This is a genomic window from Clostridium sp. AM42-4, assembly GCF_003480105.1.
In the GTDB taxonomy this organism is placed as follows: domain Bacteria; phylum Bacillota; class Clostridia; order Lachnospirales; family Lachnospiraceae; genus Brotaphodocola.
In genome coordinates, this window is record NZ_QUIK01000001.1 from 318676 (window position 1) to 345331 (window position 26656).

24 protein-coding genes are annotated in these 26656 nt (G+C 47.6%); 2 read left to right on the top strand and 22 right to left on the bottom strand.

Annotated features, from left to right (window positions below; genetic code table 11):
* Positions 1-8 precede the first annotated feature (8 nt).
* Positions 9-602, top strand: coding sequence for a TetR family transcriptional regulator (locus tag DW922_RS01325; protein WP_182431655.1), 594 nt, complete (start codon positions 9-11; stop codon positions 600-602).
* Between the two features lie 72 nt (positions 603-674).
* Here the strand turns inward: DW922_RS01325 and glpK are convergent, their stop codons facing one another.
* The 18 genes from glpK to DW922_RS01415 form a co-directional block, all read right to left on the bottom strand.
* Positions 675-2171: a glycerol kinase GlpK gene (glpK, locus tag DW922_RS01330; RefSeq protein WP_118725559.1), complete on the bottom strand. Its 1497-nt coding sequence runs from the start codon at positions 2169-2171 to the stop codon at positions 675-677.
* Between the two features lie 502 nt (positions 2172-2673).
* A complete protein-coding gene (locus DW922_RS01335) occupies positions 2674-3105 on the bottom strand; it encodes a hypothetical protein (RefSeq protein ID WP_243031962.1) in 432 nt (143 codons plus the stop codon).
* Positions 3106-3453: 348 nt separating this feature from the next.
* Positions 3454-3918: an Hsp20/alpha crystallin family protein gene (locus DW922_RS01340; RefSeq protein ID WP_118725561.1), complete on the bottom strand. Its 465-nt coding sequence runs from the start codon at positions 3916-3918 to the stop codon at positions 3454-3456.
* 127 nt (positions 3919-4045) lie between these two features.
* Entirely contained in the window at positions 4046-4510 is a 465-nt protein-coding gene (locus tag DW922_RS01345) for an Hsp20/alpha crystallin family protein (RefSeq protein WP_118725562.1), read from the bottom strand.
* A gap of 374 nt (positions 4511-4884) precedes the next feature.
* A complete protein-coding gene (locus tag DW922_RS01350) occupies positions 4885-5655 on the bottom strand; it encodes a class I SAM-dependent methyltransferase (RefSeq protein WP_118725563.1) in 771 nt (256 codons plus the stop codon).
* Positions 5656-5792: 137 nt separating this feature from the next.
* Complete coding sequence (locus tag DW922_RS01355) at positions 5793-6569, bottom strand: ABC transporter ATP-binding protein (protein WP_243031964.1); 777 nt, start codon at positions 6567-6569, stop codon at positions 5793-5795.
* Between the two features lie 140 nt (positions 6570-6709).
* A complete protein-coding gene (locus DW922_RS01360; RefSeq protein ID WP_118725564.1) occupies positions 6710-7762 on the bottom strand; it encodes an ABC transporter ATP-binding protein in 1053 nt (350 codons plus the stop codon).
* Between the two features lie 115 nt (positions 7763-7877).
* On the bottom strand, positions 7878-9533 hold the full coding sequence (locus DW922_RS01365; protein ID WP_195714980.1) for an ABC transporter substrate-binding protein: 1656 nt from the start codon (positions 9531-9533) through the stop codon (positions 7878-7880).
* A 172-nt stretch (positions 9534-9705) separates the two neighbouring features.
* Positions 9706-10518 (bottom strand): ABC transporter permease, encoded by an 813-nt coding sequence (locus DW922_RS01370; protein WP_207666280.1) that lies wholly within the window; start codon positions 10516-10518, stop codon positions 9706-9708.
* The gene (locus tag DW922_RS01375) at positions 10515-11495 is read right to left on the bottom strand and encodes an ABC transporter permease (RefSeq protein ID WP_118719976.1); all 981 of its coding nucleotides are present in this window, start codon (positions 11493-11495) and stop codon (positions 10515-10517) included. The genes DW922_RS01370 and DW922_RS01375 overlap by 4 nt, the downstream gene beginning before the upstream one ends.
* Before the next feature lie 106 nt (positions 11496-11601).
* On the bottom strand, positions 11602-12393 hold the full coding sequence (locus DW922_RS01380; protein ID WP_147353351.1) for a class I SAM-dependent methyltransferase: 792 nt from the start codon (positions 12391-12393) through the stop codon (positions 11602-11604).
* A 134-nt stretch (positions 12394-12527) separates the two neighbouring features.
* Positions 12528-13907 carry a nickel pincer cofactor biosynthesis protein LarC gene (gene larC / locus DW922_RS01385; protein ID WP_118725566.1) on the bottom strand — a complete coding sequence of 460 codons (1380 nt, stop codon included), beginning with the start codon at positions 13905-13907 and terminating at the stop codon, positions 12528-12530.
* Positions 13908-13936: 29 nt separating this feature from the next.
* Positions 13937-14698, bottom strand: a complete 762-nt coding sequence (gene larB, locus DW922_RS01390; protein ID WP_118719982.1) for a nickel pincer cofactor biosynthesis protein LarB — start codon at positions 14696-14698, stop codon at positions 13937-13939.
* Positions 14695-15444, bottom strand: coding sequence for an ATP-dependent sacrificial sulfur transferase LarE (larE, locus tag DW922_RS01395; RefSeq protein WP_118725589.1), 750 nt, complete (start codon positions 15442-15444; stop codon positions 14695-14697). The genes larB and larE overlap by 4 nt, the downstream gene beginning before the upstream one ends.
* Positions 15445-15708: 264 nt before the next feature.
* Positions 15709-16137, bottom strand: coding sequence for a DUF3842 family protein (locus DW922_RS01400; protein WP_118725567.1), 429 nt, complete (start codon positions 16135-16137; stop codon positions 15709-15711).
* Between the two features lie 85 nt (positions 16138-16222).
* Positions 16223-16537, bottom strand: a complete 315-nt coding sequence (locus DW922_RS01405; protein ID WP_118719986.1) for an MGMT family protein — start codon at positions 16535-16537, stop codon at positions 16223-16225.
* Positions 16530-18008, bottom strand: a complete 1479-nt coding sequence (pap, locus tag DW922_RS01410) for a polyphosphate:AMP phosphotransferase (protein ID WP_118725568.1) — start codon at positions 18006-18008, stop codon at positions 16530-16532. Before pap ends, DW922_RS01405 begins: the two co-directional genes overlap by 8 nt.
* Before the next feature lie 215 nt (positions 18009-18223).
* The gene (locus tag DW922_RS01415; protein WP_118725569.1) at positions 18224-18889 is read right to left on the bottom strand and encodes a hypothetical protein; all 666 of its coding nucleotides are present in this window, start codon (positions 18887-18889) and stop codon (positions 18224-18226) included.
* 431 nt (positions 18890-19320) lie between these two features.
* Between DW922_RS01415 and DW922_RS17410 the strand changes: the two genes are divergently transcribed.
* On the top strand, positions 19321-19485 hold the full coding sequence (locus tag DW922_RS17410) for a hypothetical protein (RefSeq protein WP_154106735.1): 165 nt from the start codon (positions 19321-19323) through the stop codon (positions 19483-19485).
* Between the two features lie 208 nt (positions 19486-19693).
* Here the strand turns inward: DW922_RS17410 and DW922_RS01425 are convergent, their stop codons facing one another.
* The 4 genes from DW922_RS01425 to DW922_RS01440 all read right to left on the bottom strand — a co-directional run.
* Positions 19694-22522, bottom strand: coding sequence for a transporter substrate-binding domain-containing protein (locus DW922_RS01425; RefSeq protein WP_118725570.1), 2829 nt, complete (start codon positions 22520-22522; stop codon positions 19694-19696).
* A gap of 115 nt (positions 22523-22637) precedes the next feature.
* Entirely contained in the window at positions 22638-25430 is a 2793-nt protein-coding gene (locus tag DW922_RS01430; protein WP_182430545.1) for a transporter substrate-binding domain-containing protein, read from the bottom strand.
* Between the two features lie 144 nt (positions 25431-25574).
* Positions 25575-25952, bottom strand: coding sequence for a response regulator (locus tag DW922_RS01435; RefSeq protein ID WP_279221312.1), 378 nt, complete (start codon positions 25950-25952; stop codon positions 25575-25577).
* Between the two features lie 5 nt (positions 25953-25957).
* On the bottom strand, positions 25958-26656 hold a 699-nt coding region (locus tag DW922_RS01440; protein WP_118725571.1), incomplete at its 5' end, for an ATP-binding protein.

Genomic DNA, 26656 nt, shown 5'->3' on the forward strand with positions numbered 1-26656 from the left:
AGGTTATCATGGCACAGTCTACATCCCGGAAAACCAGCATTACCGCACGCCGCACCTATGCGCTTTTAAAGGGTGCTCTCTTTTCCCAGCTTGCAGCCCTGCCCTTTGAACAGCTCACACTGACCGACATCTGCAATACCGCGTTGATTTCCCGGTCTACGTTTTACCGCTATTTTGAGGATAAATATGACCTGCTCCATTACTGCCTTGGCTCCATGGTAGATGAGCTTGGCCTGGATGAAGATGTCATGTATTTCATCAACCGCTCTTCCGTGCGGGATTTCCTGCTGATCCTGCTGCGTCTTATCGGCGAGAACCGGATTCTGTACCAGAAAATCTACCGTGCCAATCAGGATGGTGACCTGATGCGCATCATCCGCACCGGCCTCATCCGCATTATGAATGATAAAATTCAGGCTGCTGAACAAAAGGGCTACCGCTTGAAGCTTCCTGCCCCTATATTCACCAGCCTGATGACAGATTTCTATTTTAATATTGTACAATGCTATCTCGATCAGGAAGAACCCTGTGACCCGGACAGCTTTGTCGACAGTGTATGCCTGTTTATTGAACGCGACTTTTTTGCACCGCCGGAGTCCTGATCCTTCTGCCCAGCGCTCCGGTGTTTTTTATCGCCAAATTGCACTTCCGACAGCCTGATCCTGTTGTGGCACTCAGCGTTCCCGCGCCCAGCCGTATGCGTAGCGCACTGCTTTCTCCCACCCGCGGACCATAGTCCTGCGGGTCTTTTCATCCAGCTCCGGCGTAAAGATCCGGTCTATTTCCTGATTTTCCTTAACTTCCTCCTGATTCTTCCAGTAACCGACGGCCAGACCTGCCAGATAGGCCGCACCCATGGCTGTTGTTTCCACACAGGCCGGGCGTCTGACCGGTGCCTGGATGAAGTCTGCCTGGGTCTGCATCAGGAAATTGTTGGCACTGGCTCCGCCATCTACCTTCAGGGAAGTCAGGTCAATACCGGAATCCGCTTTCATGGCCACCAGTACGTCGTGTACCTGGTAGGCGATAGACTCCAGCGTGGCCCGGATGATGTGGTATTTGTTCACGCCCCGGGTAATACCCACAATAGTTCCTCTGGCGTACTGATCCCAATGCGGCGCCCCAAGGCCGGTGAAGGCCGGAACCACGTAGCAGCCGTTGGTATCCTTCACTTTTTTTGCCATATACTCGGAATCCTCTGCCGAATCGATCAGCCGCAGCTCATCCCGCAGCCACTGGACCGCCGCCCCGGCTACGAAGATGGAACCCTCCAGCGCATAATTCACCCTTCCGTCCAGTCCCCAGGCAATGGTGGTGACCAGCCCATTTCGGGAGAATACCGGCTTTTCTCCGGTATTCATGAGCAGGAAACAGCCTGTTCCATAGGTATTCTTCGCTTCACCCGCCTCAAAACAGGTCTGACCGAACAGCGCCGCCTGCTGGTCTCCCGCTGCCCCGGCAATAGGAATGGCTCCGCCCAGATAAGAAGGCTCTGTCTCCCCGTATACGCAGCTTGACGGCTTCGGCTCCGGCAGCATGCATTTCGGAATATCCAGGATCTTTAAGATTTCATCATCCCACTGCAGAGTATTGATATTGAACAGCATCGTGCGGGAAGCATTGGAGTAATCGGTTACATGTACCGCGCCCTTGGTCAGCTTCCAGATCAGCCAGGTTTCCACTGTGCCAAACAAAAGCTCACCCTTCTCCGCCCGCTCCCTTGCTCCCGGCACATGGTCTAACAGCCATTTGATCTTGGTAGCGGAAAAATACGCGTCAATGACAAGTCCCGTTTTCTTCCGGAAGCTGTCCATATAGCCCTGTTCCTTCAGGGAATCGCAGTAGGCTGCGGTACGGCGGCACTGCCAGACAATGGCGTGGGCAATGGGTTCACCGGTCTCCTTATCCCATACAATGGTGGTTTCTCTCTGATTGGTGATACCGATCGCCGCAATGTCTGCTGCTTCTGCGCCAATGCGGCTCATAGCCTCCACGGCCACTCCCAGCATGCTGGCCCAGATCTCATCCGCGTCATGCTCCACCCAGCCAGGTTGTGGAAAATACTGGTGAAATTCCCGCTGCGCCATGCTGCAGATCTCGCCCTTTTTATTGAAAAGAATACAGCGGTTGCTGGTTGTCCCCGCGTCCAGTGCCATAATATAATCTGCCATGATTGGTTCCCCCTTTATATGAGATTTTGTCTGATCATTACTCTATTATCCTTAAAACTCAACGATAAAGCTGTTTTCCCTCTCTCCTACACCCGCATCGTAGCCCCAGACCTTGGATAGCAGCAGCTCCTCATTTTCAAAGGGCTTGGTCAGATAATAATCTGCTCCGGAGTCCAGTCAGCATATCCGGTCCTCCAGTCCAGTCAGCCCGTTTTTCTGCTTTCTTGCATCATACCATTTTTTTTCGCACTCGTACAGTTGATTCAATGACTTCTTCTTAAAATGCACCGGAAATGCCAACAAACGCGGCTGGGGCAAGAGCGGAAGCAACGGCGGTGAGGGCAGTGCAAACGTCACCATCAAAAAGAGGGACGGAACGGTAATAAAAAAAGGAAGCAGCTGCTATACCATTACGGTAGATTCCTACAGTGCTTCCTGAAGCATATAATGTTATTTGGCAGATCTGAACATTCACTGTACAGACCTGCCAAACGTTTTCCTCTTAGTCTACTTTTTCAACAGAAAGGATTTTTCCGGTGAAGGCATCCACGGTATTTACCGTACCGGTATAGGTTACCATCACGGTATCACCATCCTTCACACTGTCTAACCCCTGTGGCTTCTCATTCTGATCAAAGCTGAAGCCGTAATCCTGACCATCAAATGTGATGGTAAACATGAAATCCTTGATATCGCTGATCGTGCCTGTCATGCTTGCTTCTTCCTGATCTGCGGCAGAATCTGCCTTAGATTCCTCTGAATCCTTTGCTTCATCTGTGTTCAGACTCTCAGCAGCGGCTGTGCTTTCTGCCTTTGTGGTCTCCTGCTGTGTTGTCTCTGCCACTGCAGCCGTTGTCTCACCTGCTGTAGCAGACGGGGTATTTTTTGAAGAACAAGCTGCTGCAAATACCATGACCATTGCGGTACTCATCATAATCAATGCTCTTTTTTTCATTTTAACCAACCTTTCTTTTTTCAGCAGACGGAATCTGTTTTTCCTCGATCTGAAAACATTTCCGGCTGCTGATGCATATGCGATCTGTAACTGTGTCTATCTCTACAGCCACTCCTATTGAACAATAAAATTGTGTCCAAATTGTCATCGTTTTATGAAGAAAGGAAACTTTTTTCTTAAGATTCCAAATGCAGATATGGGACAGCAACCGGACGCTGGCTTTTACAAGCACGCAAAAAGTCCACGGACCAGCACATTTACTGGCCCGTGGACTTTTTATTCACTTTCTCTCATGCGGTTCTGCTGCCATCTCAGCCTGCTTACGCATCAGCCTTCAATGGTAACATATTTCTTGGTTTCTACAGCCGGTTTTGCTTCCTTCTTCGGAACAAACAGCTTCAGCATACCATGCTTGAACTCTGCCTTGATGTCCTGCTCGGTCACATCTTCACCAACGTAGAAGGAACGCTGGCACGCACCGGCATAACGTTCACGGCGGATATACTTACCGGTTTCTTTCTCCTGCTCATCCTTATCAAGTCCCTTAGCGGCACTGATGGTTAAATAGCCATCCTTCAGTTCTGCGGTGACTTCCTCTTTCGTGAATCCCGGAAGATCGATCTCCAGCTCATAGCCGCCTTCCAGCTCTTTGATATCGGTTTTCATAACGTTCTTGGCGTTGTGACCATATAGTTTCTTCTCAACGTTGTTCTCTGCGCTGTTATCGAAGAACGGGAAACCTCTCATAAATTCATCAAACATATCCTCACCAAAAATACTCGGCATTAACATAAGTCATCTCTCCTTTATCTATCTAAAATTTACTTATTATCAAATTCAGTCTTCTATAATTATGGCTGCGGTTTCTTCCCCGGCCAGGCAGCCTTACTGTTTTCCGGGGAAGTTTCAGTCATTTGTATTAGCCTTCAATGGCTACGTATTTTTTATTTTCTACCTTCGGCTGTGCTTCCTTCTTCGGAACGAACAGTTTCAGGATACCATGCTTGAACTCTGCCTTAATGTCCTGCTCGGTGATATCTTCACCTACATAGAAGGAACGCTGGCACGCACCCGCGTAACGTTCACGGCGGATATACTTACCGGTTTCTTTCTCCTGCTCGTCCTTATCAAGTCCCTTGGATGCGCTGATGGTTAAGTAACCATCTTTCAGCTCTGCGGTAATCTCGTCTTTTGTGAATCCCGGAAGATCCATCTCCAGCTCGTAGCCGTCTTCCTGTTCCTTGATATCGGTCTTCATCATATTCTTTGCATGACGTCCGTAAAGTTTCTTCTCTATTTTATTACCTGCATTCTCATCGAAGAATGGAAAATCTCTCATAAAGTCATCAAACATATCCTCACCAAAAATACTCGGCATTAACATAAGTCATCTCTCCTTTTCTATCTATGCTCAACCTTGTTTCTTTGGAACCAGGATCTTTCAGAGACCTCCGGGAACCTCTTTCTTTGTTCCCTCTGTATCCCCTTCCTTTGTTCTACATGTACTATAGCACGCATTATTAGCACTGTCAAGAGGTGAGTGCTAATTTTTTTGTGAAGATTTTGTGAACGCCGCAATGCTGGTTCCGAAGCACAATACACCGGCAATGCCACACCGGCTTCTTTCAGCCAGATTTTTCCCTGTGCTTTTCGCATACTGCCGGATTGCAAATGTTTTTCCCGTCTGTCATGCACCCGTGATCAAAAGCGCTTTCTTTTGTGTTGAAATTTTCTCCGCTTTTCCAAATAAATATCCCACTATTTCGTCCGTTTTTTCACCGCCCGCAGCATATACAGCGGTGTTGCGGCGTAAAAGAACTTCTCGCGTTCGCTCCAGAGTTCTTTCGTGACATCCCGCACAAAGGAGATATCGGTACACGGGAGCTGTCTGAGCACGCCCATGTCGAAATCCGGGCGCTGCGCGTTTCCGAATACCCGGTAATTTTCCGGCTCCAGTTCACTGTCGATGTATTCGTAGGAACCGTCATGGGTATAGCCCCTTCCGTATTTTTCCAGACCTTCGCGCTCGCGGCGGATCGCCTCGTCCCGCACCGGTCCCAGCTGATACGGCAGATGCCAGTTGGCATCGAAGATCAGGAGCACGCCGCCCGGTTTTAAGACCCGCAGCCACTCCCCGTATACCTTCAGATGCTCTCTTATGATGTGGGTCACATTCCGGCTGACCACCAGATCAAAGGTATCGTCTGGAAATGGCAGGGCACCGAAATCTCCCTTCAAAAGCTCCGGTGATACCCTGTAATGTTCCGCATTTTTTCTGGCGTGCTCCAGCATTCCTTCGGAACCGTCAATGCCCGTCACCTGGTGTCCGGCCTTTGATAACAGGACAGAAAAAAAGCCCGGACCGCATCCGGCATCCAGAATCCGGAGCGGACGGCTGTCCGGTGCCTGGGACTCAATCAGTTCCAGCCATTTTTTCGGACGGTCCGTGGCAAATTCCTCCTCAACATAATTGTTATAATTATCAGACCGGACGGTCCAGTCTTTGTTGATCTGTTCCTGTGTTAACATTACAAAATTTCCTTTCTGTAAATATCTTCGGATATCTTCCTTTTCTAATATCTTCCATTCCTGCAATTCGAAATGAATACGCAGGTAATTAGCAATTCCTACACTTTCTGCCCTATTAATTTACACCGTTATTGCCATTACACAGACAGCACCGAATCGATCAGTTTTTTCGTATACGGCTGTCTGGGGTTTTGGATCACCTGCGCAGTCTCCCCTTCTTCTACAACCCTTCCCTTATAAAGAACATAAAGCCGGTCGCAAAAGCTGCTGACCAGTGCGAGATCGTGAGAAATAAATAAAATTGAGAGTTGCTGATTCTGCCGGATCTCATTCAAAAGCGCTATGATCTGCGCCTGCACAGACACATCCAGCGCAGAGGTCGCTTCATCACAGATCAAAAGCTTTGGGGTTTGTGCAAGCGCCCGCGCGATCGCGGCACGCTGGCATTCCCCGCCGCTGACCTGTCCCGGGTAAAGGCCGAGAAAGCTTTCATCCAGGCTGACACTGCAAAGCAGCCGCCCAGCCTCTTCCCTGCGTGCTTTTTTGTCCGGCATGACCGGCTTTAGGGCTTCGCAAATGCTTTCCCCCAGTGTTAAGCGCGGATCAAACGAGCTTCTCGGCTCTTGAAAGATCATCTTTATGTTCCGGTAAGCCGCACGCAGGGCAGCTCCCTTTGCTGTAGTCAGCTCCGTTCCGCACAGCTTTACTGAACCGCTGTCCGGCAAGACCAGGCGGGTAACAATGCGTGCCAGAGTCGACTTTCCAGAACCGCTCTCTCCGACAATTCCAACACACTCGCCCGGTCTCACAGTAAGGGAAATGTCGTTGACTGCACAAAACCGCCTGCCGCCATGCTCATGAAATGTTTTTGTGATATGTGATACTTCCAGTATCGGCTGCATGTCTGACTGCAAAATTATCACCTCCCGAATCGTCCATGTTGCTGGCCACGCACGTGCACGGCAATGGTCTTCCTTACCCGTAAATCTTGGCTGGCAAGTGTTGCTGGCCACGCACACACGCCCGGCAGCATCCCAATGCGCGCCCAAAGAAACTATCCACATGCGCCTGCCGTCTTCATAAGTTTTGGAACTGCTGCCAGCAGTTCCCGGGTGTACGGATGCTTCGGATGTTTCAAAATCTCTTCCCTGGTACCGCACTCCACGATCTGCCCATCTTTCATCACCACGATCCGGTCTGCCATCTTCGCAGCGACTCCCATATTATGCGTGATCAGAAGAATGGCCGTTTTATATTGCCGGCGCAGCTCCAGCAGTTCTTTAATCACCTGTGCCTGTACGGTAACATCCAGTGCACTGGTCGGCTCGTCAGCCAGAAGAACATCTGGCTTTAGAACCATCGCTAATGCGATAGCTACCCGCTGATTCATACCACCAGACAGCTGCACCGGGCAGCTGTCGAGAATCCGGTCGGGATCTGAAAATTCCATTTGTTCCAGAAGCAATTTTGCCTGCTTTCTCGCATCCGCTTTTCGCACGCTTTTGTCATGTGCATGCATGGCATCGTAAAACTGCCGCCAGATTTTGCGGGTAGGATCGAGCGATACGCCCGGCTCCTGAAACACGACGCCGATTCCGGTACCCCGGATGCTGCAAAGCCCGCCGGTTCCAAACCGCCTTTTTCTCCGGTTCCAAAGTCGTCTGTCCGCAGTCCGGCAGGCTTCTTTCCCTGCTGAAAAATGATCTGCAGATCCAGAAGCGTTTGTTCTCCGAAGTTTCCGGGCAGCTGACTCACACAAACTCTCTCCCCGAAACAGCACCCTTCCCTCCGTGACCATCACCCGGTCCTGAAGTTGAAGGATTGACTGAAACAGCGTGCTCTTCCCCGATCCGCTTTCCCCGATCACGCAGACAATTTCCGCAGCATGCAGCGAAAGGCTGATTCCCTGCAGAACAGAATCGGAACCATCTGCATAGCGCACTGACAGATTTTTTAATTCCAGCAATGCATTTTGTTCAGGCCAGCTTTCCTGCTCCGGCTGCATTACACATTCTGGCTGCGCTTCCTGCTCCGGCTGCATTACACATTCCGGCTGCACATCCTGCTCCAACGGTCTTGCACACTTCAGCTGCATTTTCTGCTCCACCAAATCCCCTCCTCTCCACTGGCATCTGCTTTCCCTTTTCCAGCAAGGCAACCTTACTCTGTTTCATCATAATCCACGGATACACGGACCTGCCTGACACAAACCATTCCTTTCGCTACTTCACGCAGGTCTGCGCCGTAATATGATAATAATCCACCGGTGACTGCTCCAGTCCCTCAACCGTATCCTTCATCGCCATATACATATTTAAATGAAACATATTGCAATAGGAGTTATCAGCCAGCACGGTCTTGTCGATCTGCTTTGCAAGCTCCGCACGCCTGCCGGTATCAAATTCCACGGCAAGTTCTCCAAGCAGGGCATCGACCTCTGCATTGGAATATCTACCAAAATTGTTGGTACCGTCCGTTCCGTAGCTGTTCATCAGATAAGAATACGGATCACCAGTCGGAAGCGTTACCTCTGCGTATACACTTAAATCAAAGGTTCCTGCATGGCCGCGGTCTTCGGTGCTGTCTAACTGCTCTACACTTGCCTCAATGCCAAGCTGGCTTAAAGCAGACTGCAGCGCCTGACTGCTCTGCGGCAGACCGGTTCGTCCATAGGTAATGATCTGGAGAGAAACTTTTTCTCCGTCTTTGTCCAGAATTCCATCTCCATCCGAGTCCCTGTAACCATGTTCCTCCAACAGTTTTTTTGCGCCCTCCATATCGAAATCCGGGACGTTGGCCAGAGATGCTTCATCGCTGAATGCCGTAACCGCCGGAAACGTGGTTTTCGTCGGAGTTCCCGCTCCGTTTACCAGCACCTTCGCGTAATTTTCACGGTCCACTGCCATGCAGATGGCTTTCCGGAATGCAGGATCACCGGTAAATTCATGTTCCAGATTAAAATAAATCTTGTATACACGGGAGGTCGCAGCCTGGGAAATCTTGAAGCCCTTTGTACCGTCAAACAGGTCGCGTGCATCGTAAGACAAACCGTAGCAGGCATCCAGTTCCCCTTTCTGCAGCGCCATACTGGAAGCGTCCAGATCATTGATGGCGCGGATCGTCACATGCTTGCTTGCCGGTCTTCCACCCCAGTAATCATCAAAGGCATCCAGTTCCATGCGCTGGTTTTCAACATATTCCACCAGCTTAAATGGTCCGGTTCCTATTGTTGCGTTGCCCGCATCATCCAGGCTTTTCACATCCACAATGCCGGAATATGGGTCGCACAGACAGTTCGGCAAAACCGGATTCGGCGTGTTGGTTGTGATTTTTAATGTATTGCCCTCTGCGTCGATGGATGCGATATTCAATTCCTGCGCCGCACGGCTCTGCATGGAGCAGGTCCGTAACAGAGAGGCCTTTACCGCTTCCGCATCCACGGGATTTCCACTCTGGAAAAGTACCCCGTCGCGCAGTTCAATAGTCCAGGCCAGTCCATCGTCTGAAACGGAATACTCCTTTACCAGATTTTTTTCCACATTTAAATTTTCATCGAACCGGAATAATGATTCCATGACACCGGTACGCATGCCGACCCAGGCATACGCTCCCGAAGCCGGGTCAACATTGCCGACATAATCACCGAAGACAAAATTGCTGCGTGTGTCTGTGCCAGCCTCCAAATTGCTGGACGCATTCGCATCTTTTTTTCCAGCAGAACCTTCCGGAGCGCCTGCTGCAGCGCCCGGGGTCTTCCCGTTCATGGTTGCTGCATTCGATCCAGCTTCACTTCCAACGCCCCCAGCCGTTTTACTGCCACATGCTGTCAGCGTCAGAACCGCCAGCATGATCAGACATGCAATTGTTGTTTTTTTCATTTCTACTCTCCTTTTCATTCTATCTGAAATCCCAAACTCTCCGATTTCCTGTTTCACTTCCAAATTGCCGGTGTCCATCTGTTTTCATATCTGCCCTTGTCTCCATATATCTGTCTGCAACCTTCCCAACATCTGTTGCGGCCTTTCACAGCAACAATCGTACAACTTGTCTCTACCGGCCCGGGTCCAGCACATCCCGCACGCTGTCTCCCAGCAGGTTAAACAGAATCGTGACCAGAAAAATCGCAAGCGCCGGATACAAAACAATCCACGGACACTGCTGCATCAGACTGCGTCCTTCCGAAAGCATGCTGCCCCACTCCGCGGTGGAGGAGCCGAGTCCGAGAAAGCTCAGTCCGGAAATACTCAGCATAGCACTGCTCAAATGCAGCGTTCCGGTCACAACGACTGGCCGGATGGCATTGGGAAATACATGCCGCAGCAAAATAGACCCACTGCTCTGGCCATTTAAGATTTCCGCCTTGACATAATTTTCCTGCCGGATGGAAAGCACATAGCTGCGTGTCAGGCGTGCATACTGCGTCCAGCCCGTTGCCGCTAATGCAAAAATCCCGTTTTTCAGCCCTGGCCCTAACATCCCTGCTACTGCGATCGATAACACAATGCCCGGAAATGCAAGGAAAATATCGACAACCCGCATCAGGATTTCATCTGCGATGCCGCCTGCATACCCGCTGACCATCCCTATAGTACAACCAATAAACATAGATAATACTACGATCAAAAGCGAAGCAAAGATGGAGCTGTACGCTCCTGCCAGAATCCGGGATAAAATGCATCGTCCCAGTCCATCTGTCCCCATCGGATATTCCGCATCCGGCGGATGTTTTGCCGCAAGCAAATCTACCAGTTCCGCATCGTGCGGAGCCAGACGCGCCGAAACCAGACTAAATAAACAAAGTGCAAGAAACAAGAGCAGGTAAACCATCATTTTTCTTTTTGCCCAGGTTTTTGAATGCTTCATGCCCCCTCCTCCATTCCGGCGTTAATCCGCGGATCCATATAAAAATAGAAGAAATCTGTCAACAGATTGATGAGCAGATAGATCACACTCATCCAGACAACAAACGCCTGGATGACCGGGTAATCGCGGGAAGTAACCGCACTGGTTACCATATATCCCATTCCCGGCAGGGAAAAGATCACTTCAATGGCGGCCGTTCCTCCTAAAAGAGAACCCACCGACATGGACAATAACGTCAAAATTGTTGTCATGGCATTGCGCAGCACATAAGAAAACAGTACAATTCCCGGAGCCAGGCCCCGGGAATACGCGCCATCCACATAAGATTTTCTCAATTGCTCCAGCACGGCTGCCCGCACCTGCCGGATATATTTTCCGGTCATAGGAATCGCCAGCGCCAGCGTCGGAAGCACCAGACTGTCCCAGGAACCTGTAGAAAGGATCGGGAACCAATCCAGCTTCAGCGCCAGAACATACAAAAGCAGCAGTGACACAATGTAGTTGGGCAGGCTGTTGCCGATAAAACTCAGAAAACGAATGCTGATATCTACCGGTTTTCCCTGTTTCACAGCAGTCAGGACACCAAGCGGAAGCGAAAAAAGAACCGTCACAAGCACCGATGCCGCCGTCAGTTTCAAGGTATTCGGCAGCGCGGACAACAATTTCCCAGCCACCGGAGCACCATCCAGATACGATACTCCCATATCGCCGCGGACAAAGCAAGAGAGCCAGTCCACATACTGAACCAGAAATGGACGGTCTAAGCCAAGCTGATGCCGCATTGCTTCTACGACCTCCGGAGCCGGTGCCGTGCCCTGCCCCTGGAGCATCATCTCGACCGGATCCTTCGGAGAAAGATACATCAGACCGTATGTCAGAAATGTCACACCGAGCAGTACCGGAATGAGCGCAATGATCCGTCTCAGCGCATATCCGCATGCAGGATGTTTTTCCCGTACACTGTGTAAAACTGACATAGCCATTCCCCCTTTCCCGGCAATTTCTCCTATCTTTCATCGTCCCAGTACAATCGGACCTCTTCCTGCTGCCATGCATGCCTGTGTGCACGCAGCAAAATTCCGTCTAGGTTTCTGGTTTTTCCGCACAGATCATAAACGTATGGATCGGATGGTCTCGCTCCCAGTCCAGCGGATCCTGCACCCCCGGTCCAATATCGTCAATCACCTTTATAATCTGCATTCCCAGCCTTTCTAACACAGCCCTGTCCCATTCCGGTCTTTTTTCTTTGGAAAGAGGAAGGGAATATGCCGTCTGCTCCAGCTCCAGAATCCGCGATTTCGGAAGATTTCCGGCATAATTGTGCACCGGATACTTCGCGCGGAAAGCCTGCTCTGCTGCCTTTTTCTGCGCACGGAGTTCATCGTCGTAAAGATACAGATACCAGTTGGCATCAAAATAAACCATACGGCCGCCCGGTGCAAGAACACGCGCCCATTCCGAAAGCGCCTGCTCCGGGTACTCCAGGTTCCAGACCACATTGCGGCTGACGATCAAGTCAAAGCTGTTATCTTCAAACGGAAGAAATTCTCCCCGGTGAAGGACAAACTTTGCCTTTGCACCATAGCTTTCAGCATTTTGTTTCGCATGCGCAAGCATCTCTCCGGTCACATCGACCGCAGTCACCTCATGCCCGGCAAGCGCCAGATTAATGGCAAAAAAGCCTGGGCCTGTTCCAATATCCAGCACGCGCAGGCATTCTTTTTGTGGTCCATGGGAAAGAATCAGCTCCCTCCATGCCTGCCTCCGCCAGTCATTCATCTCCGCAATATTCTGCGCACTGTAGCTTTGCGCACGGTCCGTCCAATAAGACGTCAGCGTATCCAAAATTTCATCCTGATTCATCTGTTCCTGCACGATTCCTGTTCTCCCGATCTCCTGACAGCTTTGCTGCCATTTTGTTTTTGCGGCTGCTTCTGCTGCCTTCCTTCTTTCGGGCTGCTTTCTGCCGTTTCATTCCCGCGGCTGCTTCCCACAGCTGCATCCCTGTTTTATAAAACCTGCTTCTTCACTTCAGCAAGAGACATCCCCTGCTCTCTGGCGATCCGTGCCAGATCCTCATACTCATATTTCTCCCGCTTTACCCCATAACCGGAAGAAATTTTCTTCTGGACATCTCCGTATGGTGTATGTACGGTCTCAAAGCTGCGCTGTAACGTGTAGCGGCTGCAGCTGTGCTCCCGCACGCCGATCGTTGTCGTATTTTTAAAGATCACCTGCACCAGTTTTTGCTTCTGGTCCTCATGGCACAGTACACTCAACAGCGTACCCGGTCTGGATTTTTTCATGCCAACCGGCACCGTGTAAACCTCCAGCGCACCAGCTGCCAGAATGGTTTCCATGGCAAAACTAAGTTCTTCCGCAGTCATGTCATCCACGTTGCATTCCAGCTGTGCAACCGTATCGCCGGCATCCTCTGTCTCACCAAGAATCGCGCGGACGCAGTTTGCCACCTCAAAATCTTTCTTACCCATGCCGTAGCCGATTGCCTCGGTGCGCATCACCGGCATATCGCCAAAGCGGGTTGCAAAATGCTTTAAGAGCGCAGCACCGGTCGGTGTGCAAAGCTCACCCTTTACTGCTCCGCCGTAAATCGGCACTCCATTTAAAATGTACGCGGTAGCCGGAGCCGGAACTGGTAAAATGCCATGGGCACAGCGTACCTGTCCGCTTCCCACATGAACCGGGGAAACGATGACCTGATCCGGGGCGATGCGGTTCATCAGCAGACAAGCCGCCGTGATGTCTGCAATGGCATCCATGGTACCCACCTCGTGGAAGTGGATCTCCGTTACCGGAACTCCGTGCGCATGACTCTCCGCCTCAGCGATCAGACCATAGACTGCCATAACATCCTGTTTCACCTGCTCTGGAAGATTCAGATGGTCGCACACAATGTGCCCGATGTCATGGAGACTGCTGTGGTGATGATGGTGTGCGTGATCATGTGTATGCTCATGAGTATGGTCGTGATCATGTGCATGGCCTTCGTGCATATGCTCATGATCGTGGTGGTGGTCATGCTCCTCATGGCTGTGGTCATGAACATGGCTCGCACATTCCTCGGCACAATTAAGATTGTTTTGATTCTCATGGTCGTGACCGGACTTGTCAGTTTTTTCAATGCTGTCATGGTCGTGATGGTGGTGGAACATCTCCTCCGACTCTTCCTCTCCATGCACCTTCACGCTCATATGGGTTCCGCCAATACCGCACTTGCTCATCGGCTCCTTCACAAACTCCACACCCGGGATTCCCAGACCGTTTAATTCCGCTACCACAGCATCTGGATCTGGCACTAGCTCTAACAGTGCAGCAGTCAGCATATCGCCCGCAGCACCCATGTTACACTGTAAATATAATGTTTTCATCTATTTCTTCTCCGTTCTTTAACTACTCTTTATTTTTTCGCCTCAGCCATATGATTGATCATGCTTGCCAGGTATCCGGCGCCAAAACCATTATCGATATTTACCACCGATACCCCGCTGGCACAAGAATTCAGCATCGATAACAGTGCAGAAACGCCGCCAAAGGACGCACCATATCCGATGCTGGTCGGCACGGCAATGACCGGACAATCTGCCAGGCCTCCGATCACACTGGCGAGTGCTCCCTCCATTCCGGCAATGGCAATGATCACCGATGCACTCATGATATCATCCATATGCGCTAACAGGCGGTGAAGTCCGGCCACGCCTACATCGTACAGACGCACAACCTCATTTCCATGTGCTTCCGCAGTCAGTGCAGCCTCCTCAGCTACCGGAATGTCCGAGGTTCCTGCTGTTGCCACCACGATTTTTCCCATGCCGTCTGCTGCCGGGAACTGTCCGATCGTACCAATCTTTGCATCCTTCCGGTAATCCAGCTGAGGATAAGTTTTTTGGATTTCTTCTGCCTTTTCCGGTGAAAGCCGGGTGATCAGGATGGTCTGCACCTCATGCTCCAGCATTGCTCCGATAATTCCGATCATCTGCTCCGGTGTCTTTCCGGCTCCGTAGATCACCTCTGCGGCACCCTGGCGAATTCCACGGTGCAGGTCTACTTTGGCATAACCGATATCCTCAAATGGCTCCTTTTTGATGGCAAGGAGCGCATCATCAACCGAAAGTTCACCGTTTTTCACGGCCTCTAATGTTTTTCTGATCTCACTATTCATCCGCGAACCTCCAGGTCCAGAAGCACTGCCGGATAGCTTTTCTTAAGCTCTGCCAGAATCTCTTCGTGCTTTTCCATTACAAGCGGAAGCTGGGCGGCAGGAACCTGCAATCTTGCCGCACCGTTTGGCATCATGCGCACACGGAAATCGCTGAAGCCAAGGGAGAACATGAAATTCTCTGCTGCCTCGGTCTTCTGAAGCTTCTCCGCCGTAATCTCGCAACCGGTCGGGATACGGGTTGCCAGACATGCATAAGACGGTTTGTCCCAGGTGAAAAGGCCACCCTCTTTGGAAAGCTGGCGGATCTCAGATTTTACCAGACCGCACTCTCTAAGCGGAGACTTTACCTGCAGCTCCTGCAATGCTTTCATGCCCGGGCGGTCTCCCGCATCGTCAGAAGCATTGGTTCCGTCCAGCAATACCGTATAACCATCCTCTGCAGCTGCCTTCATGATCATGTTAAAGATGACCTTCTTGCAATAATAGCAACGGTTAGACGGATTGGAAACTACCAGCGGGTCAGACAGCACATCGGCACGCAGCACACGGACCGGAGCCTTTAACTGCTCTGCCAAACGCATTGCGTCATCCATCTCAAACTGCGGCTGGAACAGAGCCTTTACATAGTACGCTTTCACATCTGCCCCATATTTCATAGCTGCATAAAGTAAGTAAGAAGAATCCACACCGCCGGAAAAAGCAAGTGCCACCTTCGGGTTTTCTTTGAAAAACTCCTGTAAGTCCATCGTATCCAGTCCTCTCTTTCTCAAAAAATAATAAAGGAAGGCAAGCGGCTTCTCCTGGAAAAGCCGTATGCCTTCCTGTGCATACATTCTTCAAAAAATACGTCGTAAAATCAAACACCATTCAGAAGCTTCTGCCTCTGTAAAACAGCTTCGTGCTGTCCAATTGAGAAGAATTATAGCATAACTTTGCCGATATGGCAACTAGAAGTTGAATGTGAAGTTAACTTCAGCTTATATTCTATGGCATTATATATCCCAAAATATTTATTTACGAACACAGTTTCCACGTTCCATCAGCTTCCCGACTTCCGCAACCACACCCTCGATCAGCTTTGCCATGCTTAAGTCCGTCACGCCCACGATATAGTTATCGCAGTGGTTTACCGGGACCAGGATGCGCTTTGCCGGACTTTGTCCGACAGCCGCTGCCATGGCAGCTGTAATCTCGCCAAGAAGTGCGTCCGCAATCACAATTCCGACCGGTCCGATGATCACATCGGCTCTACGGCTGCACACAATGACCGGATTTTCGCCGGTGGCTGCCGCATCCGCCCCTGCTTTTAACATGGAAGAAGTAGCCAGACTGTTGGTTCCCACCGCGGTGATATACTGCTCCGGATAACGTTTTTTCAAAGCACTCACAATCTGTTTTCCAATGCCGCCGCCCTGCGCATCAATCACAAGTATATTCATACAATTATGCTTCCTCTTTTCATGGATTTTTTCTGATATTTCACTTGCACTCCGAGTAAACTGCTTCCGTACATTCAGTCAGGCTTCACTCTGTTCCACATTTCCACTGGTAATTTTTCATATCCACACAGCCATTTTTCTTGAATTGTACACCCTCGTCTTCCAGAAGAAGCCTCTGCTCCCACCAGCCAGGAGCGGTACGCCCCGCACGGTTAACAACCCGATGGCAGGGATACTCCCCATACCATTCAGCCCGACTCAACACTTTCCCCACCAGCCGGGAATTTTTATCCCGACCGATAAGTTTTGCAATTTGTCCATAGGAAGCAACACACCCTTCTGGAATTTCCTCCACTACTGACAGAATTTCATAAATAAAATTTTCGTTCAGTTTACTCATGAACTTCCAGCACTTTCTCCAGCTCCTCGATCACAATCTGCATTGCCTTAATGCGGGCATATTTTTTATCGACGGATTCCAGAATGTGCCACGGTGCGTAGGTCGTGCTGGTCTTCGCGATCATCTCGTTTACTGCCTGCTCGTACTGATCCCATTTTTCCCGGTTTCTCCAGTCTTCATCGGTGATCTTCCACTGTTTTTCCGGGGTGTTCTGGCGCTCGGTAAACCGCGCAAGCTGGGTGTCCTTATCGATCTGTACCCAGAATTTGATGATGACAGCGCCCCAGTCATGAAGCTCCTTCTCAAACTCATTGATCTCATGGTAAGCCCGCTTCCAGTCATTCTCGCTGCAGAAGCCCTCCAGCCGCTCTACCATAACACGGCCATACCAGGTACGATCGAAAATGGCAATGTGACCTGTCTTGGGCAGTCTGGTCCAGAAACGCCACAGGTAATGTCTGGCTTTCTCGTGCGGCTCCGGGCTTGCGATCGGATGCACCTCGTATCCACGCGGGTCCAGCGCACTGGTGATGCGCTTGATATTTCCACCCTTTCCTGCGGCATCCCAGCCCTCGTAAGCAATGATCACCGGGACCTTCTTGCGGTACAGGCGGTTGTGCAGCTCCCCAAGGCGTTCCTTTAACTGCTTCAACTCTTTTTTGTATTCTTCGTCAGTAATGGTCTTATCGAGCGGGATCTCGGAAAGCAAAGGCATGCGCTCCAGCGGGAACACATTCTGTAACAGCGGCACTGCCATTTGGCTGTTGCTGAGGGCAACATCGATTCCCTGGGTCAGGATTTCCATGATCTGCAGTTCCGTCCACTTTCTCGATTTCGCATCAATGATGTACCATGGAGCCGATGGCATGCTTGTCCGCTTTAAATAATCCGCGAACACTTCCCCGCAATCTTCATAGTGCTCATGCTGCCACAGATCGTAGCTGCTGACGCGCCACTGCGTATCCTTCTCTTCAGTCAGATGGTTGATGCGCTTCCCCTGCTCCTTTTTGGAAATATTCAAAAACAGCTTCACCACCAGATAGCCGTTATCCGTCAGCTGGCGCTCAAAACGGCGCACACTCTCCAGCCGTTTTTCATATTCTTTCTCCGAAAGCTCGCCCTGAAGATAAGCAGAGGTCAGTTCACTCATCCAGCCTGAATCCAAAAACACGAACTTTCCCGCTTCCGGAATCTTTGCAAAATAGCGGTATAAAAATGGCTTACGGGCATCCTCCTCGCTTTTTTTCTCCATATCGAAAACCTTGAAGAAACGCGGGTCGATATTCTGGATGACCCGTCCGATGCTAGAGCCCTTACCCGAGGTTCCCCAGCCTTCTACCAGCACCAGAACCGGAACTTTCTTCTCCTTCATCTGAAGCTGCTGTACCGCAAGTTTCTCTCTGGCTGCCTCAAGTCTCGTCTTCAGTTCCTTCTCTTCCGGCATCTTGACCGGGATCCATTCCTTTAGCACAGACAGATCCTCCTTCTTTCCCGTAAAGCTTTTTTCCGGTATTGTTCACATGCCAGAGGGCTCCGGCAACGGGAGCTTCAATCCAGGATTTCCCGCTCCATGAACAACAACTGTTTTCTATGTATCATTCAGCCCTGTATGCTTTGTTAACACAAACAGTTAAGTCTATTATACACAATATTGCTTCTGGTATCTAGAGAAAATCTGTTAATACACTAGTCTGCCTGTGTCGCTTTTACAGTTGCCTTAATAGTCTGCGTTGTTCTCCCATTACGGCCAATATCCGTATCTTCCTGATCCTTATTGGCCCGCATATAATCCCATTTCCAGTATACGCGGTAAAGTACATTGCCATCAGTATGATTCAATGTATCTGATGTAGATGCTACCTTCACCTCTGACGGATCTGCCTTCCATGTTACAGTGCTGGCATCCGGACAAGCTATCTCATTTTTAAAACCATCAATTTTTAAGATCGCATAATCCAGGGGCAAAGAAGATTCTCCTTCTGCATCCAGATTGATCGCATAATCTGCTGCCACCTCCGACAGGTTCTGGATTTTCAGATCAACATATCCCCAGGTGCCAGGTGCCACTATTGTCTCATCACCACCAGCTTTAACACGCTTGTCCTCTATTACCCCCTTAGTATCCAGTACTTTATTGAACAGATCGAAAGACATACTATCGGTACCGTTCGTTGAAATCGCCTTCAGGTTTCCTCCTGTTCCGGCATTGATAACCCATTTTGCAGCCCGGGCCATATCTGTTCCGCTGCCAGAACTCGCATACCTGGCCAGTGTTCCGCTAAACAGGCTGAAGCTAAGCATAACCGCTACACCCAATGCATAGGCCATTCGCATCGTGTTGTGTTTTCTCATACAGATTCCCCCTTTTTAATTTTCCGCAAACGCACATTTTCTTTTCCTCTACAAGTTTTTGCAGTGTTTCCATACCCTTGGCGTCACAGATTTTCATGTATTAATTCCATCCGGCAGCGCGCCTCCTCCGGAGTAGAATCCTAAAACAAAAAATTGATAAACGCGCCACTGGCGCCTCCTTGATATGCAGTAAAAACGGGATTATGATCCTGATAAGCATGATAATAAACAAGATAACTTTTGAAAAAAATCATAGAAATGTATAAAGAAAGCATAGCACAGAGCCACTTATCCGGCAAGAAATTCCGTTCGACATAGTTCGGCAAAAATCGCGTGTTGCTGTTTGCACAACGCATGCCCAGCAACAAAACCTTCCGTTACGGAAAGCTAACGGCAATTGTATTTTTCCTGCACAAACGATATGTGTCTGCATGGCAGAAGCCATGGAAATCCCCAAAGAATCACTGCAGGACTTAACCGTCTGTGCCCTCCTGCATGACAATGCACTGACCGAAACACGCCCCTACAAGGCTGGCATGCACCACAAAAAAGCCATTGCCATCCTTCAGGAAAATGCAGCCAGTAAGAGTATGTGATATAATTTTTATTTTTCAATGCCTGTTTTAACTGTAGATAACTCTGATCTTCAAGGAACTTTAATGCAAATCTCCGAATCAGTGCTGCGCTGTGAAGGCATCCCAAGACAGCTTCATAGTTTTCTCCAATAGCTTCATAGCACTCTCGCATTGTCATATTTTAGTCCTCCTGTCAATTGTATTCCACTAATTCATGAACCTCTGCTAATCAATTATGTACATACCTTAAAATCGTTTTTATAACTTCATCAATCACAATCGGCTTTGACAAATGTGCGTTCATGCCTGCATCCAGTGATGCCTGAATATCTTCTGCAAATGAATTAGCTGTCATTGCTATGATAGGAATGTTTTTTCCATCCGGTCTGTCATTCATTGCCCTGATTGCTTTTGTCGCTTCATAACCATTCATTTCAGGCATCATGATATCCATCAGGATTACATCAAATGTGCCTTTCGGATGATTTCTGAAAATCTCAACAGCATTCTTTCCATCCACAGCTCTTTCTACATTCATCCCGAACTCTTCCAACTGCACGGCAGCAACCTCTGCATTCAGTTCATTATCCTCTGCAAGAAGGACATTCACACCTGTAAGATTTACCTTTTCCGAAAAACCTGTGTCTGATTTATTACATTCCTTATCTGTAATTTCCAAAGGAATATCCACAGTAAATGTGGTTCCCTCATGCTTTTTACTCTGCACGGAAATGGTTCCACCCATCATATCTACATACTTCTTTACGATAGCCATCCCCAGTCCAACTCCATGGTACTGCGTTCTCACACCGGAATCTTCCTGTGCAAATTCCTCAAAAACTTCTTTTGTAAATTCCTCACTCATGCCAATACCAGTATCCGAAATGCGGTAACGCATATTTATATATCCATCCCCGCTCTTTTCCTGACACCGGGCTTCAAAGGTAATCGTCCCTCCATCCGGAGTGAATTTCACGGCATTGCTCAAAATATTGACCAGCACATCACGCAGGCGTGCAGGATCCACAAGTACATTTGGAATCTTTGCTTCTTCACGCTGAATCTTAAAGTTGATATCCCTGTTCGTAAGAAAGCCTTTTATAATATCCAATGCATAATCTGTAATGTTTTTCACATCCGCCGGTACCGGATTGTATTTCACTTTTCCACTTTCGATGCGGGTCAGATCTAATACATCATTGATCAGCGACAGTAAATGCTCTGAGCTTTCGTCAATCTTTTCCAGACAATTTTTCACTTCGTCTGACGGATTGTTTTTCATTGCAATACCGGTAAATCCTATGATTGCATTCATCGGTGTCCTCATATCATGGGACATATGTGATAGAAATGCTGTTTTTGCCTTGTTTGCATCCTGTGCATGCTCTGCCAGTTCCGCCATTTCCTCAGCTTTCTCCTGGGCCGCCTTCTGAGCTTTTTTTCTTGCACTGAGACGCACCATTGTCCCAGCCATAGCAGTCAGCAGCCATCCAAAAATAAGAAGAACCCAAACAGTAACAACAGGATGCAGACGGATCCAGTCAACAAATGTAAGCTCTGTTGCTTTGTATGTGGTATACTGTGCTGCAAGATCTTCAACAAGATTTTGGGGCATGGCATACATTGCTTTCGTCAGAATACCAGCCAGCGCATGGTTCTCAGTTGATGAAATTACCATGCGGTAGGTGAATGTAGGCTGTTCCAGCAGAGTATATGTCATGGTGCCCGTAGTGTCACTGTTCACAAACGCCTGTGCCATGTAATAGTAGACGAAGGCAGCATCTGCTTTACCCTCACGGACAGCTTCCATCATTTCCTGTCGGGTACTGCACATCAGTTTTTCTGCACCGGGTGCCATTGCATCTTCAATTGAATTTGATGCTGTCTGGTCAACCGTAGCAACAACATTAATGTTTCCATCAAAGTCACGCCGTGTCACCCTTGCCAGCTGCATCGTAATGAAAGGTGCAGTAATCCCCCATTTTTTCGTCTCAGCATAGTTATCTGTTTCCAGGCGTGCATCGATGCTCATATCTGTGGTTTCCGTATTTTTCTGATAAGCAATATACTCATCTCTGGTAGCAGGTGTAAGAAACTCATAGGAAATCCCGGCATAGTCTGCAATTTTCCGGAAGTAATCCGGGATAATACCCTTCATCTCACCATTTTCATTATAAGAATATGGATAACGGGTCGGATCACACAGAACATGAAGCGGGTTGTCCTTGGAATACTGTGAAATAATACTTTTTTCTTTCTCCGTATATTCCAGATTCTTAGTTTCGATGCTTTCATAATTTTTATTGTAAAGCGTCGTTTTCCAGTCACCCTCAACCGCATTCATCTGATCGATCGCATAATTGATCTCATTCAGCAATTCTGTATTGCCCTTTTTAACAATGACATAGAAATCGCTGCTGCCAAATTTCTCCACGATTCGCTCATTGTTTGTTTTTCTCAGAGAACTGGTAACAATCGCATCAACTTTTTCGCTCTGAAGGGCTTCATCCATTTCTGTGGTCGTATCAAAATAAGATGGAACATATGTAAATCCTTTGTCGTCTGCAAAATCCGCAAACTCTTCATTCCGGGTGTTTCCGTTCAAAAGCGCCACACGCATACCGTTGTAAGTGCTGTAATTGCCGTCCACAATCGTGCTGTTGTCACTGCGGACGGTCAGCATCCCATAATTGGTTCCGATCGGACGTGAAAAATCAAACTTTTCTTCTCTGTCCGGTGTTTTGCGGGCAGATGTTACCATGTCAATCTCGCCATCTTCAAGCATCTGCTGCATATCATCCCAGCTCTGATCGTATCCGACATATTCGTAATCTACATTCCAATAACGAGCCATCAACCGGAGGAAATCATAGCCATAACCGCTGCGGTTGCCTTCTTCATCCATCACATGATAACCATCCATGGCAAAGAAACCGACTTTGACAGTTTCATGCTGCGAACTGTCCTCGGCTGCGTATGCAGTCTGGGGAGAAAATATCATACACACGCATACAAAAGCCAGTAACACTGCCACATATTTCTTTGCTCTCGAAATCATATTAAATCTCCTTGTCAACCTCCTGGTTTCATAAAATTGCACTGCCGCATCAATATCTTCATCTGAATCTGCCGCCCTGACCGGGGCTGCCAGAAACACAACACAAAGAATTGTCTTACTGCATTTTCTGTTTTAAAACCAATAGCAAAGTGTCCTCTATTTTTTTACTATCAATGGGTTTTGCAATATGTGCATTCATTCCGGCATCTATGCAGTCCCTAATATCATCCTGAAATGCATTCGCTGTCATCGCAATGATTGGTATCTCTTTTGTATCTTTACGGTTCAATGTCCTTATCTGTCTGGCTGCTTCTAATCCATCCATTACCGGCATCATGATATCCATAAAAATAAAATCAAATCTGCCCGGAACTGACTGGGAAACAATATCCACAGCCTTCTCGCCATTTTCTGCCGTAGTCACAACCATCTTTTCATCTTCCAGCAGCATTTTTGCAATTTCCAGATTTAGCTCATTATCCTCAACTAATAATACACTCTTACCGGACAGATCAGGCTTTTCCACTTTTTTTTGCTGTTCCTTCTCAGCATTATGATCAATCTCAAGTGGTATCGTGACGGTAAACGTTGTACCTACATTTTCTTTACTTTCCAGTTTGATTGTTCCGTTCATCCTGTCCACAATATCTTTTACAATAGAAAGTCCAAGTCCGGCACCACTATATCCATTCGTTGTTTCTTTTCCTTCCCTGGCATAGGATTCAAATGCATGTTTCTGAAATTCTTCGCTCATACCAAGTCCCGTATCAGAACATACAAATTCAAAAACCGCCGTCTTGCCATCGCTTGAAATCTCATTGAAATACAGGATTACTTTACCACCGCTTCGGTTATATTTAACGGCATTTCCGGCAAGATTCATAAGAAGACGGTTTAGATATTCCTCACTGCCAATAACATATCTGTGATGAAAAGTACTCATGGAAACTCCGCCTTCAAAGCTGATACCATACTCCTTTGCATTTGTCTCAACAATCGAAATCTGTTTTACGAGCATTGCAACCAGATCAAATGGCTTGTTTACCAACTGTAATGTTCCAGATTCTACTTTTCCGATATCCAGAACATTATTCAGAAGGGACTGCAGATAGTCCATCGATTGCATTACCTTTGCTTTACATTCATCCAATTTTTCTTTATTGCCATAATAACGCTCTGATATATTGATCATCCCAATAATTCCATTTAAAGGTGTCCGGATATCGTGGCTCATATGTCTCAAAAAATCTGTCTTTGCACTGTTCGCCTTTTCTGCCTGCTTCTGTGCCTCTTTTGCCTTTTTCTCTGCAATTCTGGCTTTTTGGAGTAATCCAAGTATCAGTATCAGCACGATCAAAAAAACAGATACAACAAGCACCGTAAAGCCCCAGAAATTGTCCCTTATAAACTCCTTTGCCGTAACTTTCTTCAGATTACTGTCATACATATACACAGCATTGGAGAATTTTGAAACAGACATTGTTTTTATAGTCTTATTCAGGACAGACAGCAGCATGCTGTTTCCACGTCTGACTGCAAATGACACCATATCGTACTTTTCCAGAAAAACACTATGCAGTTTATTATCATCAGAATATTGTTCCAACTTGCCTAAGTCCATAATCATGCAGTCTGCTTTTCCATTATAAACAGCCTTCTTTGCATCCTTCCATGTAGCATATTCCTTCACATGCCACTGTGGATAATTGTAGGAAACATAAGACTTCAAATCACTGTCTTCTCTTGGTATCGCAACCGTATTTTCAGCATTTTCATCAAAACTCTTTTTAACCGTTGCAGCCGCCATATTGTACTTCCAGACAGTATCTGTTAAATCATAGCCCAGGTCTTCGGCAGCATTCGTATTTTGCATCACATGAAAAATCATATCAATTTCTCCATCATGCAACGCTTTTTGCATATCCTCTTGTGAATCATAGCCCTTCAGGTCAAATTTCAAAGTCTGTCCTTCCAGGCAGTTTTGTGCAAGCTGGCTGTAATCCATGATCAGGCCGCTCACTTTTCCGGTTTCTGTATCAAGAGTACTGACCCCGCCATCGTTTATCAAATAACCGATTTTGATTGTTCCATGCTCTGACAGCCATTTCTGTTCTTCTCCCGTCAGAAAATATACCCTGTCCACTGACAGAAACTGCTTATGCAGTTCATCTGCATAATAAGGATCATCATCTGTGATCCTTCTCATAGCATTATCCAGCTCTGTCTTTAAATCAGAATGACTCTGGCCGATTGCAAAATATATTTTTGAACTTCCGAGATTCGTTAAGGCCACCATTCCGTACCCATCCAGACTGGAATCCTCTAACGATACAAAAACGTCAATTTCTCCGTCTGCAATTTTCTTCAAAGCATCTTCATTATTTGAAACATTGACATGCTGTGTATGCAGATCATATTTCTTTTCCCACTCGTTCAATACCATTTCCGACAGGTAACCCATAAGCACCCCAATCGTTTTCCCATTGAAAGATGCAGTGTCAGAGGATGAGATGTCTGTATGATCGGGTTTTACATAGACATAATATCTTTCGTCTCCCATTGGAATAGCGGAAAAAAGCATAGTCTCTGCCCGTTCCTCCGTATAAGAGATTCCTTCTATCATATCCAGCTCATCATTTTTTAATTTGTCGAAACAATTTTCCCATGTACAATCTACATATTCATAGTTCCACCCGGTATAACCTGCGATTTTCTGCAGATATTCATAGCCGTATCCGCTTCTTTTTCCATTTCCATTTATCTTATCATATGTATCATCCGGTACACCAATCCTGACAACTCTCTCTTTCTGATTTTCTGCTGCAAAAGCATAAACCGGACAGATTGAAAAAAGGATGCAGCTGCACAATATAAAAATGATACCTCTTTGCAATACTGATTTATTCATTTTTATCCCTTTACGTGGCATTGTAATTACTCTAATTTTGCATTTTTCTATTTTACAGTGTCAAAATATCCAATGATTCCAATGTATCCATGTCATATTTTAGTTATCCTGTCTATATTTCACCGCTTATTTGACACTGCTCTATCAATCATTCACCAATTTATGAATTACTTTTATCAGTAATTCCACATCAACTGGCTTAGCAACATGTTCATCCATCCCTGCTGCTTTTGCTCTTATTCTGTCCTCCGTGAACGCATTTGCTGTCATTGCAATGATCGGTACCTCCTTTGCATCCTCTCTGTCCAGAGACCTGATCATCTTTGTAGCTTCATAACCATTCATTACCGGCATCATAATGTCCATAAGAATGACATCAAATTCACCAGGTTCACTTTTTCTGAACAGCTCAACCGCTTCCTGCCCATTCCACGCTTTAATCACGTCCGCACCCTCATTCTGAAGCATAAATTCAGCGATTTCCATATTCAGCTCATTATCTTCCGCCAGAAGAATATGCAATCCCTTTATAGATTTTTCGGATACATCCTTCTGTTCTTCACGTTTATTATTCTGTCCTCCGTGAACGCATTTGCTGTCATTGCAATGATCGGTACCTCCTTTGCATCCTCTCTGTCCAGAGACCTGATCATCTTTGTAGCTTCATAACCATTCATTACCGGCATCATAATGTCCATAAGAATGACATCAAATTCACCAGGTTCACTTTTTCTGAACAGCTCAACCGCTTCCTGCCCATTCCACGCTTTAATCACGTCCGCACCCTCATTCTGAAGCATAAATTCAGCGATTTCCATATTCAGCTCATTATCTTCCGCCAGAAGAATATGCAATCCCTTTATAGATTTTTCGGATACATCCTTCTGTTCTTCACGTTTATCCGCATCCGGATCTATTTTAAATGGGACCCGGATCACAAATGTTGTCCCTACGCCTTTTTCACTTTCAAAAGTAATGGTTCCACCCATTTTCTCGACCAGCTTCCTTGCAATGGCCATTCCCAGTCCGGTTCCGACAAACTTTGTGCGGCTTCCCGTATATTCCTGTGCAAATGGTTCAAAAATATGTTTCTGGAACTCCTCAGTCATTCCGATTCCTGTATCCCGGCAGATAAATTCCATTGTCGTCATTCCTGGCTGTTCGGATGGGATTTCCATGCAGCTAAGATAAATATGTCCATTTTCTCTGTTATATTTCACTGCATT